The sequence below is a fragment of the Candidatus Poribacteria bacterium genome (assembly GCA_026702755.1).
Taxonomy (GTDB): Bacteria; Poribacteria; WGA-4E; order WGA-4E; family WGA-3G; genus WGA-3G.
In genome coordinates this window covers 162,031-176,655 of the sequence record JAPPBX010000082.1, presented here as the reverse complement: position 1 = coordinate 176,655, position 14,625 = coordinate 162,031, and the positions used below count along the sequence as shown (strand labels likewise).

Annotated in this window: 14 protein-coding genes; 4 read left to right on the top strand and 10 right to left on the bottom strand. The window is 48.7% G+C overall.

The features are described 5' to 3' along the window. Window positions 1-345, top strand: a 345-nt coding sequence (locus OXH39_15915) for a DNA methyltransferase (protein MCY3551948.1), incomplete at its 5' end; no start/stop codon positions are given. Here OXH39_15915 and OXH39_15910 read toward each other — a convergent pair. Genes OXH39_15910 through OXH39_15900 form a run of 3 tightly spaced genes read right to left on the bottom strand, consistent with a single transcriptional unit; the run spans window position 342 to window position 2,687 of the window. Further along, window positions 342-1,355, bottom strand: coding sequence for a hypothetical protein (locus OXH39_15910; GenBank protein MCY3551947.1), 1,014 nt, complete (start codon window positions 1,353-1,355; stop codon window positions 342-344). The genes OXH39_15915 and OXH39_15910 overlap by 4 nt on opposite strands. A 12-nt stretch (window positions 1,356-1,367) precedes the next feature. Next, window positions 1,368-2,411 (bottom strand): sugar kinase, encoded by a 1,044-nt coding sequence (locus tag OXH39_15905; protein MCY3551946.1) that lies wholly within the window; start codon window positions 2,409-2,411, stop codon window positions 1,368-1,370. A 3-nt stretch (window positions 2,412-2,414) separates the two neighbouring features. Continuing rightward, the gene (locus tag OXH39_15900; protein ID MCY3551945.1) at window positions 2,415-2,687 is read right to left on the bottom strand and encodes a hypothetical protein; all 273 of its coding nucleotides are present in this window, start codon (window positions 2,685-2,687) and stop codon (window positions 2,415-2,417) included. Window positions 2,688-2,896: 209 nt separating this feature from the next. Between OXH39_15900 and OXH39_15895 the strand changes: the two genes are divergently transcribed. Next, window positions 2,897-4,027, top strand: a complete 1,131-nt coding sequence (locus OXH39_15895) for a muconate cycloisomerase (GenBank protein MCY3551944.1) — start codon at window positions 2,897-2,899, stop codon at window positions 4,025-4,027. Here the strand turns inward: OXH39_15895 and OXH39_15890 are convergent. The 3 genes from OXH39_15890 to OXH39_15880 all read right to left on the bottom strand — a co-directional run bounded on the left by OXH39_15890 (window position 3,993) and on the right by OXH39_15880 (window position 7,191). Further along, complete coding sequence (locus OXH39_15890) at window positions 3,993-5,198, bottom strand: MFS transporter (protein ID MCY3551943.1); 1,206 nt, start codon at window positions 5,196-5,198, stop codon at window positions 3,993-3,995. The genes OXH39_15895 and OXH39_15890 overlap by 35 nt on opposite strands. A gap of 151 nt (window positions 5,199-5,349) precedes the next feature. Beyond that, complete coding sequence (locus OXH39_15885; protein ID MCY3551942.1) at window positions 5,350-6,342, bottom strand: molybdopterin-dependent oxidoreductase; 993 nt, start codon at window positions 6,340-6,342, stop codon at window positions 5,350-5,352. 243 nt (window positions 6,343-6,585) lie between these two features. Next, window positions 6,586-7,191, bottom strand: a complete 606-nt coding sequence (locus OXH39_15880; GenBank protein ID MCY3551941.1) for a hypothetical protein — start codon at window positions 7,189-7,191, stop codon at window positions 6,586-6,588. Window positions 7,192-7,484: 293 nt separating this feature from the next. Between OXH39_15880 and OXH39_15875 the strand changes: the two genes are divergently transcribed. Beyond that, the gene (locus tag OXH39_15875; GenBank protein MCY3551940.1) at window positions 7,485-8,975 is read left to right on the top strand and encodes a sulfatase-like hydrolase/transferase; all 1,491 of its coding nucleotides are present in this window, start codon (window positions 7,485-7,487) and stop codon (window positions 8,973-8,975) included. A 116-nt stretch (window positions 8,976-9,091) separates the two neighbouring features. After that, window positions 9,092-10,432 (top strand): hypothetical protein, encoded by a 1,341-nt coding sequence (locus tag OXH39_15870; GenBank protein MCY3551939.1) that lies wholly within the window; start codon window positions 9,092-9,094, stop codon window positions 10,430-10,432. On the opposite strand, the gene OXH39_15865 is transcribed toward OXH39_15870, so the two are convergent. The 4 genes from OXH39_15865 to OXH39_15850 all read right to left on the bottom strand — a co-directional run bounded on the left by OXH39_15865 (window position 10,429) and on the right by OXH39_15850 (window position 14,578). Further along, window positions 10,429-12,894, bottom strand: a complete 2,466-nt coding sequence (locus OXH39_15865; GenBank protein MCY3551938.1) for an ARMT1-like domain-containing protein — start codon at window positions 12,892-12,894, stop codon at window positions 10,429-10,431. The two genes, OXH39_15870 and OXH39_15865, sit on opposite strands and share 4 nt — an antisense overlap. Before the next feature lie 86 nt (window positions 12,895-12,980). After that, on the bottom strand, window positions 12,981-13,211 hold the full coding sequence (locus OXH39_15860) for a type II toxin-antitoxin system HicA family toxin (GenBank protein MCY3551937.1): 231 nt from the start codon (window positions 13,209-13,211) through the stop codon (window positions 12,981-12,983). Continuing rightward, window positions 13,211-13,495 carry a type II toxin-antitoxin system HicB family antitoxin gene (locus tag OXH39_15855; GenBank protein MCY3551936.1) on the bottom strand — a complete coding sequence of 95 codons (285 nt, stop codon included), beginning with the start codon at window positions 13,493-13,495 and terminating at the stop codon, window positions 13,211-13,213. Before OXH39_15855 ends, OXH39_15860 begins: the two co-directional genes overlap by 1 nt. A gap of 327 nt (window positions 13,496-13,822) precedes the next feature. Continuing rightward, window positions 13,823-14,578, bottom strand: a complete 756-nt coding sequence (locus OXH39_15850) for a TIM barrel protein (protein ID MCY3551935.1) — start codon at window positions 14,576-14,578, stop codon at window positions 13,823-13,825. Window positions 14,579-14,625 lie beyond the last annotated feature (47 nt).

Genomic DNA, 14,625 nt, shown 5'->3' with positions numbered 1-14,625 from the left:
CTTTTCGGCAAAGCAAAACGGCGAGAAGATACATCAGATCGCCTCGCCGCGTCTGTATTTGAAGAATTCCGTCGCAACGGGGACGGACGTTTCATCGCCGTTGAAGCTATCGCGCGGTTAATCCAAGAGACACAAGCCCGTTGGATTCTACTGTCCTACAGTTCTGGCGGTCGCGCAACTGCTGAGCAACTCAATGAAGTCATGCAAAATAACGGAAAACTCCTCGCTGTCCTTGAGCTTGACTACAAAAGGAACGTCATGGCGGGTATGCGATGGACGGACGAATGGATAAGTGATGCTGAAACGCCGAACCGTGAATTCCTTTTCCTTCTTGAGAAAAACTAAAGGCACAGTTTCAGAGGTTGTGAAGTGTCTTTGCAAAATGCTTTAACTCTGGGATGTTCCAGCACTTCTGGGTTCAGCATGTATGCCGGTGCGCGTCCCTGAATCGCATCTGTGACTTGCCCAATCGTCCGAAGATCCAACCGAATACCAGATTCAACAGTCATGCCGGCGTTGTGATTGGTACAGATGATGCGCGGGTGGTCTTTGTGGATCGCCCGCGGTCCGTTAACCGGATCGTCCACGACATAATACCAGAGTCGGTTTTCGCTGACGGCTCGATTGGCGGCTGCATCGTCAACAAGGTTCCCGCGCGATGGGTTGATGAGGGACGCATGCGGTTTCATGGCGCAGAATTCCTCATAGCCGACAACAGTAGCCGCGCCCGATAGGTGTAGCGAGACGGTATCACTCTCTTCAAAGAGTTTCAACGGTGTATCAACAGCCTCTGCACCGAATTGCGCTGCGACTTCAGCGATGTCTGGACGAACATCGTAAACCAAGAGCCGTCCTTCCTCACCGAGTAGCGGACGCGCACGCCGGGCAACCTCTTGCCCAATCCGACCAAATCCGTACAGACCGAGCGTAGAATCCATTACTTCGTGTGTCTTAATAAGCCCGAAATTCCCGCTGTGGGAGGCTCTATTGAGCGTGTAGACCCGTTTCATAGTCGCGAACCACTGTGCAATCGCATATTCAGCAACGGTCACCATGTGTTCAGGGGCAATCGTAACAATGACCCCGTATTCTGTTGCCAAGTCTACGTTAACAGTTTCGTATCCGACACCCCAACGCGCAATAATCCGGAGGGATTCCGCCGCTTGATAGAAACTTTCATGAAAGGGCACGCCGCTTGCGATCACACCAACAACACCATCAGCGTGTTCCCCAGTTAGTTCTCGGGGGTGAATGCTCAACTCACCCAGTTGCTGCAAATCTGCTAACGCTGCTCGGCGTTCCGCAGTATCAAACTCGGTATTTTCAAAAACATGAGAGAGTAAAATTTTTTTCATAGATTTATCCGTTTAACGGCTGATACGCACGCCCCCCGCTGCCATCGCTTTTTCTGCCTCTTCTGCCGTTGCCCAGTTGAAGTCACCGGGGAAAGTATGCGCCAAGGCGGAATACCCGCCTGCGAAATCGACGGCTTCCTGCGGTGATTTTCCGTTCAAGAGGCTATAGATGAGTCCCGACGAGAAACTATCACCACCACCCACTCGGTCTACGAGTTCCAAATCCTCATAGATACGGGACAGGTAAAATTCTTCACCATCAAACAGGAGCGTCCGCCAATCGTTCAACCAACCCGTTTTGGCATCACGCAACGTCGTACCGATCATTTCAACGTTTGGGAAAGTCTCCTTGACACGCTCTGCAACTGCCTTGTAACTCTCAGGTTCAAGGCTGCTATACGCTTCAGTTGTTCCTTCCGCCGCGAAACCGAGGGATTTCTCAAAATCCTCTTCATTCCCGATAAGAACGGAGACATGCTCTATCATTGGTCGGTTCGCTGCTTGTGCTTCCTCAGCACTCCACAGTTTGGAGCGGAAGTTCAGATCGTAACTTGTTTTGACCCCTGCCGCGCGTGCCGCCTTGAGTGCTTCTGCCGAGACAGCCGCCGCGGACGCTGACAACGCAGGTGTAATCCCACTGAGATGGAACCAGCGTGCACCACTGAAAATAGATGCCCAATCGATCTCTCCGACCTGCACGTTGGAAATCGCGGAATAGCCGCGGTCATAAGTAACACTACTTGCCCGCGGTCCCGCTCCCATTTCGAGGTGATAAAACCCGTTCCGCTCCAAGCCAACGCCGTCAAAATCCACCCAGACGATGTTCGACATATCCACGCCGAGTTCGCGTCCCTTGTTACGGATATAGCGTCCTGACCAGTTATCCACGAGCCGTGATACCCATGTCGTCCGCAATCCGAGTTGTGCAGCGTTGACAGCGACGTTCATCTCCGCACCACCTGCTGTGATTGCCAACGATGATACCTGTTCAAGCCTCATGAATTCTGGGGCGGTGAGTCGGATCATCGCTTCCCCAAATGTGACTAAATCGTGCATAGTTCATTCTCCTATTTCGGTGTCTGTTTTGTTTCTATTCTGGTATTCGTGATAGAGGTTTTCAATACACTGTTTGCAGAAACAGTAAACTCTACCGTATCCGCCGATCTCTTTTTCAAGCAATTCGCTCATCATAAATTCGTTTTGGCAGACCGCGCAGACTTCCAGAAGATCTTCCGGTTCAGTCGTTTCTGCGCTGGATTTCCGCCGAGACATAAAGTGCAAGATTAACCAAACGGCGATAGGTGTAAGAATTACAAAAATGGCGAATAGCATTTCAGGTTTTCCTCATAACGATATACAACAACGAATGTTCCTACTACTATAGCGGATAATTGGGAAGATGTCAACGGAAATTCGTTTGATTAATCAATCGCTTCTGTGCTAAAATACGAGTGTGAGCACTTCAGACAAATCAATTTTCTTGTAGGAGGGAACTCCGATTCCAGACTCTTTGAGATAATAACGGAGCACACTATCTGTCCATGCGTAAAATAGCACACGTAGACGTTTATCCCACTGCCGTCAGGATGAAAGACATCTTTAATATCGGGACGGGATTTGTCGGAGATGCCAGTTCTGCAGGCGATCATGTCTTCGTTAAGATTACAACGGACGATGGCTACGTCGGTTGGGGAGAACAACGCGCACTCCCCTCATGGAGTTACGAGACGACCGAATCCATCACGACCACCATTCGACATTACATCGCACCGCTGCTACTCGGACGCAATCCTTTGGATCTCAATCAGATCCATCACGCCATCTATGACGCATTGAAACCCGCTGTCAGCAACGGACATCCCTTTGCGAAAGCTGCAGTGGACATCGCTTTACATGACCTCAATGGACGCATCCTTGATGTGCCGGTACATGCCCTCTTCGGTGGCAAACGGCACGATGCACTTCCGCTCTGTTATGCTTTGAGTATTGATACCCCCGAAATAATGGGGTTGAAGGCGAAGGCTTTATCCCCCTGTGCCTGCTTCAAAGTGAAAGTCGCTGGTGTTCCAGCAGCGGATGAAGAACGCTTACGCGCAGTGCACGAAGCGATGCCAGATGCCAAACTCTGGATCGATGCGAATCAGTCCTATACGCCATCGAATGCGCTTGAATTGCTGAAGCGGGTTGCGGACATTCGTGAAATTTACTGCATGGAGCAACCTGTGGCGAGTCAAGATTGGTTCGGTATGAAGCGGGTGCGAGAAGATGCCCCGATTCCGATCGCCATTGACGAGGGTTGCTTCACCTACTTCGACTTGGCGAAAATCGCACGTTTGGAATGTGCAGATGCGGTTGTCTTGAAAGTGTGTAAATCTGGTGGGTTGGCGGAATGCCTCAAGAGTGTTCACGTTGCCGAAGCCAATTCGCTTGAATTACTCGGCAGCGGTCTGACAGAAGCAGGGATCGGTTTCATCGCGAGTGTCCATCTGTTTTCAACTTTGGATTTGGTGCTCCCCGCTGAACTCAACGCCCCCGCTTTTCTGACAACCATGGCGGTGAGCGGTGTCGAAATCCACGATCATGTTGTCACGGTGCCGGAGGGTCCAGGTCTCGGCGTTACGCCTGATGAAGACTACATCAACGAGAATCTGCTTGATGTTGAGAGCTCTTGAGCAGAATAAGAATCTCTATGAAAATAGCGATTCCAATCGCTACTGCACAGAGCAGATAAGGACTCTGAACGCCCAATTGTGAATCCGCTGAAATACCTCCAAGGAACGGACCTAACAGGATCCCAACACCTAATATCGCTTCGTGCCATCCGCTCTTATTCCCTTTATCCGCATGTCGGTCCAGCCCATAGTAGAGGCTACTGAAGTAGGTAAACGCAACAGTCACACCGATAACAGCAAAAGCAAAACCCCAGAGAATCAGGTGCTGGAACAATCCTATGCTGAGGAAACTCAGAATTGCCAGTAGTTGAACAATGAATAACGGACCGAAGCGATAATGCCACCGTGTTGAGTAGCCGGTCCCCAGGACAACGAACGCTAACGTTTGCACACTACCGAGTATCAGCATCAAATTTCCGTATGTTGCCGGACGTATTCCCATCTCTAACGTGAGTTTTGGCGCGAGTTGACGGAGGACACCCAGCGCGAACCATGAGACAAAATTCGCGCACCGAGCCAGATGGAGGTAAGTCAGCCGAATGGATAGAGGTGGATACAGTATCTCAGGCGGTTCCGATTCAGATTCATCTGTGTGGACAGATGGCTTTGATGGTTCGGGTTCGGCGATACGAGAAGTCCAAACTGTCAATAGGGTGAGTACAGCGAAGAAACCTGCGAGGTAGAAAGGTATAAATGGGTTGGCATCGCCGTATAGATAACTTGATAACGCCGGACCCAAGGTCATACCGATGCTCCAGAACAGATTGAAGAGCATAATTCGGTGGATTAATTCGCCTTCGCTTTCTCGTTCAGCGAGCCATGCTTCGTAAGCCGGAAAAAAGAGTGCCATACTGATACCGATTCCGGGAAAGACACTCATCAGATGTCCGCCATTCCGACAAAGGGAGAGTCCTATGCTGACGGCACCAAGTATCAGGCACGCGGTGTAGAGGATGTACCGCCGCTCTATCCGATCTGAGAGTCTACCAAGTGGAATCGCGAGTATAGCAAAACATCCTGTGCTCACTGCCATCAATGTACCAAGAAACGTTGTGGAGAGCCCTAAATAACTTGTATAAAAAGAGGTGTTAGTCAGGATGCTGCTAAAGGCAAAGTCAATCAATAGGACGGGTAGATAAACAGTGAGCAGTTGGATCGGTTTTAGGCGCATTAAGGCATCGGGATTAAAAACCCCTCCTACGTTAGGTCAGGGAACAAACCCGCCCACCGCCGCTGGCGAGGATTGTATCCTCGCCCTTGTGTTGGTGTATAAATAATTACGGACTTACTATAAGGCATCGGGGTTGAAAACCTCTCCTACGTTATGGCATCACAATCGCTGCGTCAATTATATGATAACCTGTCGCGCCAACCGGTTCCACTTCAATGCCGATTTCGTCTTGCGTGACACCGCTGTTGCCGGTGGCTCTCGCATAGATTTCAACAGGCTCCACTTTTTCGGGTACCTGCCACTCCCATTTCCAGAGCACCCATGCGAGGGGCGTATCCTTCGCCCAAATTTCTGCTTCTTCCCATGTCTGTCCGTAGTCGATACTGACTTCTACTTTTTTAATGCCGCCGTGATTGTTCGCATCGAACGCCGCGCCGCTTACTGTATAAACCTTGCCGCCCGGAATTTCCTCACCCTCACTCGGTGTTCCAATCATTGTGGCGAGTTTCACATTCGCGATTGGGTCCCAACCCCGTTTTTCCCAATAACTTTCATGCTCCTTCGCCAACTGGATGTTGATGATCCATTTTGGATTCTTCGTGCCGTAGTGTCCTGGGTTAAGCAATCGGACAGGGAAGCCGTGCTCAGTCGGTAGCGGTTCACCGTTCATCTCATAGGCGAGAAGCGTCTCTTCCCGCATCGCCTTTTCCAACGGAATCGCTGTGTGATAGTTATCCGCACAGCGGAAAACGACCACTTTTGCTTCAGGTTTCGGACTGACTTTCTCAAGCAGCTCGCGCAGCCGAACGCCTTTCCATACGGCGTTGCTCATCTGTTCTGTGCCGATCGGGTCGCCGATACACTTCAGGGTTCGCATCGCCGTGACAGATTCCATCGCGGTGATATCTTCAAGTCGCAGCGGTGGTATCTGTTTTTCAGTGAGACCGGTGATCGGCAATCGCCATGTCGCTGCGTTAAGTTCAACAGGATCGCCGATCTGTAGGATATAGAAGTCGGCATTCGGGGTTATCAGTGTGTGCGGCTTAAGTTGTGGCACTGCTGCCGCATTTGCTTCCAATCGAAGGGGCAACACCATTCCTGCTGCACTAATCGCGCTCAATTTTATGAACGTTCGTCTCTTCATTTTTTAAATTTTCCTTGCGTCTTTTTCTACTGCGCATCCGCATCGTAATTTTTACAACACCTCTCACCATAATTGCTGTCCCACCGCACAGAAATAGGGGCAATCCCCATTTCCATTGAAAGAAAAAGTAAGCGATAAAACTGACAGACATCAAAGCGATAAAGGTATTTAAAAGTGTCTTGTTTTCATACCATTTTTGCATTTTACACCAGGTGACAGATTCCCATATTTTCTGCTTTCTCTTCACGCTTTTTGGGATACCATGCTTGAAAGGATCCCTAAAATTTTGTCGCATTGCCCAATCGCATAGACTCCCATGTCAATGTAAAGTTTTTGTCCCTCCAATTTGAGAAAGAGCCAATCTGTACCTGAAGTCGTAACGCCATAAACACAACGGATGTTATTCCCTTTTTCCTTATTAAAGCGTTGTGCAGCGAGCATTTCAGCAACACATTGCCCTAACCCGAGCTTCACGTCGGCGTTTTTTGCTTCAACAAGCACGATAACAGGTGCCTCTAAATAAAACTGTTCTGGCGACAGACTTACCAAAAAATCACAGACTCCGGTTAATCCACTTTCAACATCAACACTAAAATCAATCCCTGAAAAGAGACTAATGCGCTGCTCAAACTGCTCGCGGAGTTCTATAAGCACATTAGCAACTATCATTTCTGACTTTGCCTTTTCTGTGCCTATTGCTACAGCTAAAGGTACATTTCTCGACAACGCAGTCATAAGATGATCACTGGGATCCACCGGTGCAATTTCGGAAAAGGTACCCGCTGATTCAACCGTTTCTAACCCGAATGTTGTTCGGACTTCTTCTAAGGTAAAGTTGCTATAAGCCATTGTGAAAGTCTCAGCTTTTTTGATGATATTAGCGTTTGCTTACATTGTGACGGGTGGTGTGATCTATCGAACTTCAGGTAAACTGTCGCGCATCAGATACCCAATCGCACCAAAATTTTTCGCTCCCAACTCTAAAAATGCTATCATATATACCATCAAATGTCAACAGAAAATGGAGCACAGCAAGGTAGATGATACATAATTTTGTAGTTGCACGCTGTTTGAAAATCTGGTATGCTGTCTGTAATTTACGCCTCAACAGAAGTATCTTTTTTGAAGGACCGGAACGCCTCATGGCAAAACAACCAAATATCATTTTCCTCATGACGGATCAGCAGCGTTTTGATACCGTTGGCGCACTTGGAAATCCAATTACTCAGACACCGGGATTAGATCGTCTTGTTCGGGAGGGCACAAGTTTTACGTCGGCGTATTGCCCGTCTGCTGTGTGCGTGGCATCCCGTTGTAGTTTCCTGCTCGGGCAGTGGCCACATCAGACAGAATGTACGAGCAATTCCGCAATGCCCCAAGATCGCGTTTCAGTGATGGAGCTGCTCAATGAAGCAGGCTACCAGACGCACGGTATCGGTAAGATGCATTTCACACCACAAGGACGCAAAATGTGGGGGTTTGAAACGCGAGACTATTCCGAGGAGGGTCCCGGTCCCGATGATTTTACGGAGTTTCTGGGTGAAAACGGCTATGACCATATCGTTGCACCACACGGCGAGCGGAGTGAATACTATTATATTCCGCAACCCTCACAGCTGCCTGCGCGGTTGCACCACACGCAGTGGGTAGGGGACAGAACCCTCCAATTCCTATCTCAGCGCGATGCGAGTCGTCCCTTTTTGTGTTGGAGCAGTTTTATCAAACCGCATCCGCCATTTGAATCACCAGTGCCGTGGAATCGGCTCTATCGCACAGTCGAAATGCCGCTTCCATTCCTGCCACCAGATTATGAGCATCTACATACCTATTGGAACCGACATCAAAATCGCTATAAATACCGTGACCAAGGGCGGGATATGAATCTTCTCCGCACGATGCGGGCGGCTTACTATGCAGCCATCTCTTTCATCGATTATCAGGTGGGTCGAATTCTTGAGTATCTTGAATCGGAAGGTGAACTTGATAACACGCTAATTTTATACACCTCCGACCACGGTGAATTGCTCGGCGACTATGATTGCTACGGGAAACGCTCTTTCCTTGACGCTGCTGCCCGGATTCCGCTGCTCGTCCGTTATCCAGAACGTTTCGCTACAAACACCCAATGCGACGTTCCAACGAGTCTTGTTGATGTACTGCCAACAAGTCTTGGTGCAGCGGGGCTATCGCCGGAATCAGATCGGAGCGGTATGGATCTTGCGGATATTGCCACCGGACGCGCACAACGGGATGCAATCGTTGGGCAATTGGGACAGGAGAGCACAGGGTTGTATATGCTCTTGACCGATGAATACAAATACATCTACTCCGCCGCTGATCGGCAGGAATGGCTCTTCAGGCGTTTGCCGGGCAGACTTGATGAACGAAGTCTCGTTGGCAATCCTGCTTATGGTAGAATTCTCAACGACTATCGGAAACGCTTGATTGAATGGCTCCGCGATGACGGCTATGAATTACCGCTTGATGGCGATAACTGGCGCGAATTCCCTCCACCTGCTGAACTTGAGAATCCGGATGCAGGTCAGCTTTTCCAAGATGGACGTTCCGTGAGTGATCAGTTGCCACCAGGGTATTCGCCGCATATTGATCCCTTGAGACCACCAAAGGAATAAGCGGGTGGAAGGCAAGGGGTAGGAAGAATGGAAAAATACCTCTCCCCCAATCTTCCGCCTTTTCTGCCAATCCTTAATTTCTACAGAACTGGAAGAGTTCATTACACTCCTAAATCATGCCGATCCGTCGTTCTGCCAAAATGCTATTCTCAAAGGCGGCGTGGTCCGCCTACAATAGTTACCGCAAAGGTGCGCGTTACTGCTCTCGATTTGCACAGACAGCTGCATTGCTGGACGCACCGCGCGAAACCATTATAGCATTCCAGCAGGAACGGTTGGAAAAACTTCTTCAGCACGCATACCACACAACACCCTATTACCGTGAATTGCTCAAGACGGAATCACCGGATATATTAGAGGTGCCGCCGCTTGAGAAACAGAACGTTCGGGAGCAATTAAAGCACCTCTGTTCTGAAGCGTTTTCTCAGAAGCAGCGCATCAGAAACGCTACGGGTGGTTCAACAGGTACACCGCTTATCTTCTATCAGGACAGAAATTATTGGAATCAACGAAATTTGAGCGTGTACTACTTCGATCGGTGGGCGGGTTGGAATTTCGGTGAACCGCAACTGATTATATGGGGTTCTCCCGCAGACTTAAAAAGCGATGAACATTGGAAGCATCGCCTCAACAACTTTTGGCGAAATCAGTATTGGCTCAACGGTTTTCACCTCACAGATACAGCGATGCAGGAAGCATTTAACGAGATGAATAGTTGCCACCCGCAAACAATTCTCGCTTACCCGTCATCACTCTATCAATTTGCCTCATTTCTCTCCGAAAACGGTTTGACACCCAGATGGGAATTGAAGGGAATTATCTCTTCGGCGGAAATGCTACATCCGCATTATCGCTCCTTGGCAGAGACCGTTTTCAGCACGAAAGTCTATAATCGCTATGGGGGACGGGAAGTTGGGTTGATCGCAATGGAGTGTACAGAGGGACGTATGCATATCAACTGCCACGACCTCTACCTTGAGATAGACAGTATCGACTCCTACACTAAACCCGGTGAAATCTTGATTACCCAGTTGAATAACTATGCGATGCCGTTCATTCGATACCGAATCGGGGACATCGGTCGCCTCTCTGATGAAGTTTGTCCATGTGGCAATCAGTTACCTATTTTGGCGGAATTGCTCGGACGCTCTACTGCAACTTTCCGAACGAAAACTGGGGCACTAATACACGGTGGGTATTTCACGCAACAGTTCTATAACGTCATCGGTGTGGACCAGTTCCAACTGATTCAGGAAACGTTTGAGCGATGTGTTTTAAAACTGGTTATTAATGCACAGTGGCAGGAAACAACAGGCGATCTTCTGGTCGGGAAGATTCAGGATACGCTCGGTACGGATGTTGCTGTCACGGTAGAATTTGTAGAGGAGATTCCGCTTCCTGCTTCGGGAAAACGGGAATTCACGATTTCAAAAGTAGACCTGAATACGACTGATTAAGAATCACTGCTGTAACAGAGTTCTCGGAGCGTGGCGACCCGCTTTGTACCACCCGGAAGGTAAGCCAGGATTAATCCGTCAATTGTCTGATTTCGATCCGCCACAACGCCAGTACTCTGTTCCGCAGTCAAACCTTTGGAAAGCAGTAAATAGAATGTGTCTTTTAGCCAACCCGGGGTCGTAAAGAAGTTCCCTTGCCCTTTTGAAATAACGATGTCTGCCTCTAACAGCGCATTGAAAAATTCTGGGGCTCCACGGTACAGATTTGTCCCAATCGTCTTTGCCCCTGATGACATGAGTTTAACAACTCCGTCACGCATCGCTGTCTGTAGTTCTTGGAATTGCGAATAGTTCACTATTTCATGCAGATCTGCAAGGGTCGCGTCATTGCTGGCGTTGTCCACTTTTCCGACAATAGAGATACGGTGTCCGCATTGAATGAGGTCCTGAACAAACGCTATGTCGAAGATTACCTCTCCGTCGTTGTCGGCGAGCCAGAGAATGTTCTGGGAAGTCGTGTCAATCACCTTTTCACGGAACTGTTCATAACAGTCAATAGCGAAAGGTGCTTCGACCGCAGCACGCAGGACTTCAGAGAAATAATCGGGATTTGCGTTCAATCTCTTCATGACCCGTTCGCTGCTATAGTCGATGATATTTCCCGCAACAACGAGTTTCAATCGTGTTAACCAGCTATCTTTCCAAAACTCTGGGAGGAGTTCGAGCGCTGTCTGCCGTGCCTTGCGTTTATCGTAATGATAAGGGTTTGGGTTACCGGTATGAAGCGTTACCATCTCGAAGATGCTACCCCATATTTCTTCAGACGTGAGGGACTCAATGAGATAATCCCCATTGGCACGCCGGATATCCAAGAGTGTTTCTACAGCCTTGTTCGTGATCTGTTGCAACTGTGAATTGCCTGTCGCACGTGGGATCAACTCTGTGGCACTATGTGATGTTACATGCTGCCGAAGGCCCTCCCAATCCGGTAGTTCTCTTTTTTCACCAAAGGTGAAAACCCCAGGGATATATTCACGGGGCACAATCTGATCGAAAAGTGTATTCGGTACACCAGGCGGAGTCTGAGCCAGTGGCACGCCAAGCGTCCGATTTGACAGGGTAATGTCGGCGGGAATCACTGTTCCATGCGCAGCGACTGCTGAGAGTTGGACGTTGTTCCCTACACTCACCGCATCAAAGGTGGAATTTTTGATGGTACTTCGGGTAGCGAGTCCTTGCACCGGTGCCGATAGTGTTTCAGGTAAAGGATTTGATTCAAACGTCGTGTCGTTTGCGGTGACACCCTGTAGTCCTACGGAATCACCTACCCTTGTTGATCCGAGTAACGTAACGTTTTCAAGCCGACAATAGTCTCCAATCTGAACCTTTTCACCGAGATGCACACTGCCTATTAGATAACACGCCGTGCCGATCTCAATATCTTCACCGTTTAGCGTTATCTGTGCCGCAGGATCAACACGAACCCCTTTCTGTGCGAGAGATGCCCGCGTCTGTGCGAACAGTGCTTCTTCACCGGATAGGACGTTGGACCAGCGGTTGACACCGGATAATACCTCGCCGCGATAGATGAAAGCATTCGTTTTCAATCCGTCTTCATAGCAGTGTCTGATGAGGTCAACGTGGTGGAGTTCATCGTTGCGGTTTGTATGTGGTTGTAACCGATCTATCCTTTCCATCAACGCGCTTTTCCGAATGAGGGTGATGCCTGTGTTGGTATATGCCTCACCTTTGTGCCATAGGATCCACATCTCCTGTTTTTCTGTCTCCGTCATGTCATACCACTCTTTGGTACCGATGAGTTTCCCGTCTATGTCGAAAAAGAGTCCACCCTTATCCACGACCGTTTCAGGAATTTTGCCACAGAGGGTAACATCCGCACCGGAGAGGAAGTGGGAAAGCAGCGTCTGCGCGAAAATGTCGCGCGCCAAAAACGGCTCATCACCGAATGCCACGCCGATCCATTCAGCATCCGAACTTTGGAGTACTGGCAGTGCTGCTTGCAAAGCACCCCCTGTGCCGTTCATCTCTTCTTGAATACAAAAAACGGCATTCGGACCCAGCAATTGTGCTGCGGATCCGCTTTTCTCAACACGTGCTGCCATCTGTGGGTTGATAACGACAATGTCAGGACGGTTCCCCGGTAGATAACGCCGTGAGTACTGGAGCGTATTCTGCTCGCCGAAGGTGATATCCAGTGTTTTGCTCAAGCGTCCTGTGGCATCGATCCGCGTGCCTTTACCGGCAGCAAGCACGACCCACTGCGGTGTGAGGTATTTTTCGAGAGTGTCTGTTGGGAGTTTCGCGAGGAAAGTTTCAATTTCAGCGGGATCCGATGAGATCGCCGTGAGTATATCTTCCAGTTTGCAACCGAGAAGGTTTTCGAGAGTAGATGTTATATTTTCTGATAGGTGCGCTATTGAAGTAGGCGCGTCACTATTCATCAATCACTTTCTCCTATTTCCGTGTGTATATTCTAAGTTTGTTTCTGCAATCGGTTAGGGCAAATGGCGACCTAATATCACCAAGATTAAACTTCTGTGAACAATTGAAAGTATTGTTCCCTGCTCATATTGACGGTTCGCATGTTATTTCTGATGATGGTAACCGGCACCTCGTCGTAACGCGGAATGACGACAGCACGTTTAGCATCGGGATGGTGATAGATAAGATGTGATCCTTTTTGTCGAACATAACGGCAACCGAATTTTTCAAAAATCTTCACTTGGATTCGCCAATCTGTTGGCGAAAGTGTCGGCATTAAAGACCTCCAAATGATACGGTCCGTTGATTAAAAGCAACCACCTGTTTATCAAGTTGAATGGTTGGTTGTGAAGTGTTCAAGTCATAACCTGCGTCTTCTAAAAATGCCTTGAGTGTTCCGAGTTTTGCCGCTTCTTCTAAGTGTATTTCAATAACTTCAAGGAGATTTTTTCGGGCTTCTTCAATATTCTTTCCACAACTCGCAACATCTAATTCTGGACAGTAGGCGGTGTACATGTTGCCTTCTTTCCAAATTTCCTCTGTTACTACCAGATTCTTCATCGCCCCCTCCATATTTATGACAATATTATAGATTTGGTTCATCAAAATCTTTCAATGCGCTCTTAACTTCAGCTTCCAAAATTTCTATTGTAGGTCTGTTGTCAAAAGCGAAGATTCCAGATTTATATATCAACACTGAGAAATTACATAGCGAAATGTTGAGTAGTCGTGCGACTCTACTGGCACAATTGTGTGGAATTGGAATAGGTGTTTTTCGTATCGTTGATTGGTTGAGTTTTGTGTTTTTATTTTAACAAAATAATGAACATGGTAATGAGAAAGAGGGCAAGCACAGTGACTTGCCCTTACAATTTACATGAGGTGTGCTTAGACGTTACACACATCATAAGCGTGTTGCATCGCATCAAACGCATCGCCTTTGGGACTAAATTCATGTCCCACGTAGAGTTCGTATCCGGTATTTGCGATGGCGCGCATCACGGCAGGATAGTAGATTTCCTGCTCGTCATCGAGATCGTGACGACCCGGATTGCCAGCGGTGTGATAATGCCCGATGTAATCGCTGTAATCGGTGATGTTCCGAATGAGGTCGCCTTCCATAATCTGCATGTGATAGATGTCGTAGAGCAGCTGCGCCCGTGGTGAACCGACACCTTTACAGACCTCAACACCCCACGCCGTCGTGTCGCATTGATAATCTGGATGGTTGACTTTGCTGTTCAGAAGTTCAACGCAAAGGTTGATGCCCTTCTCCTCAGCATATTTGGTGACACGGGACAATCCCGCTATCGTGTTATCGCGTCCCTCTTCTTCGGATCTACCTTCTCGGTTCCCAGAGAAGCAGATGAGTCCGGGAATATCGTTTTCCGCCGCGATGTCGATGTTTTCCAGAAGCTCGTCTTCAATCCGGTCGTGGTTGCTTGGGTCATTCAAACCGGACGGAAGGGACGAGTGTCCACTGAAAATCGCAACGCGCATCCCGTGGTCTTGGACGACGGACCAGTATTCTGCGGGGAGCATCTCAACAGATTTGTAACCGATTTCGGCGGCTTTCTTAATGACATCTACGGGATCCCTGTCACGACTGAAACCGCCAAAACAGATGGATTGATTAATTGGCATAATTCTCTCTTTCTTTGTTGTAGGGGCGAGGTTTCCTCGTCCCCGCT

Excerpts from the sequence above, each read along its gene's own strand:
- OXH39_15910 (MCY3551947.1), bottom strand. The coding sequence starts at position 1,355 with ATGAAAAAAATTTTACTCTCTCATGTTTTTGAAAATACCGAGTTTGAT.
- OXH39_15905 (MCY3551946.1), bottom strand. The coding sequence starts at position 2,411 with ATGCACGATTTAGTCACATTTGGGGAAGCGATGATCCGACTCACCGCC.
- OXH39_15900 (MCY3551945.1), bottom strand. The coding sequence starts at position 2,687 with ATGCTATTCGCCATTTTTGTAATTCTTACACCTATCGCCGTTTGGTTA.
- OXH39_15895 (MCY3551944.1), top strand. The coding sequence starts at position 2,897 with ATGCGTAAAATAGCACACGTAGACGTTTATCCCACTGCCGTCAGGATG.
- OXH39_15890 (MCY3551943.1), bottom strand. The coding sequence starts at position 5,198 with ATGCGCCTAAAACCGATCCAACTGCTCACTGTTTATCTACCCGTCCTA.
- OXH39_15885 (MCY3551942.1), bottom strand. The coding sequence starts at position 6,342 with ATGAAGAGACGAACGTTCATAAAATTGAGCGCGATTAGTGCAGCAGGA.
- OXH39_15880 (MCY3551941.1), bottom strand. The coding sequence starts at position 7,191 with ATGGCTTATAGCAACTTTACCTTAGAAGAAGTCCGAACAACATTCGGG.
- OXH39_15875 (MCY3551940.1), top strand. The coding sequence starts at position 7,485 with ATGGCAAAACAACCAAATATCATTTTCCTCATGACGGATCAGCAGCGT.
- OXH39_15870 (MCY3551939.1), top strand. The coding sequence starts at position 9,092 with ATGCCGATCCGTCGTTCTGCCAAAATGCTATTCTCAAAGGCGGCGTGG.
- OXH39_15865 (MCY3551938.1), bottom strand. The coding sequence starts at position 12,894 with ATGAATAGTGACGCGCCTACTTCAATAGCGCACCTATCAGAAAATATA.
- OXH39_15860 (MCY3551937.1), bottom strand. The coding sequence starts at position 13,211 with ATGCCGACACTTTCGCCAACAGATTGGCGAATCCAAGTGAAGATTTTT.
- OXH39_15855 (MCY3551936.1), bottom strand. The coding sequence starts at position 13,495 with ATGAAGAATCTGGTAGTAACAGAGGAAATTTGGAAAGAAGGCAACATG.
- OXH39_15850 (MCY3551935.1), bottom strand. The coding sequence starts at position 14,578 with ATGCCAATTAATCAATCCATCTGTTTTGGCGGTTTCAGTCGTGACAGG.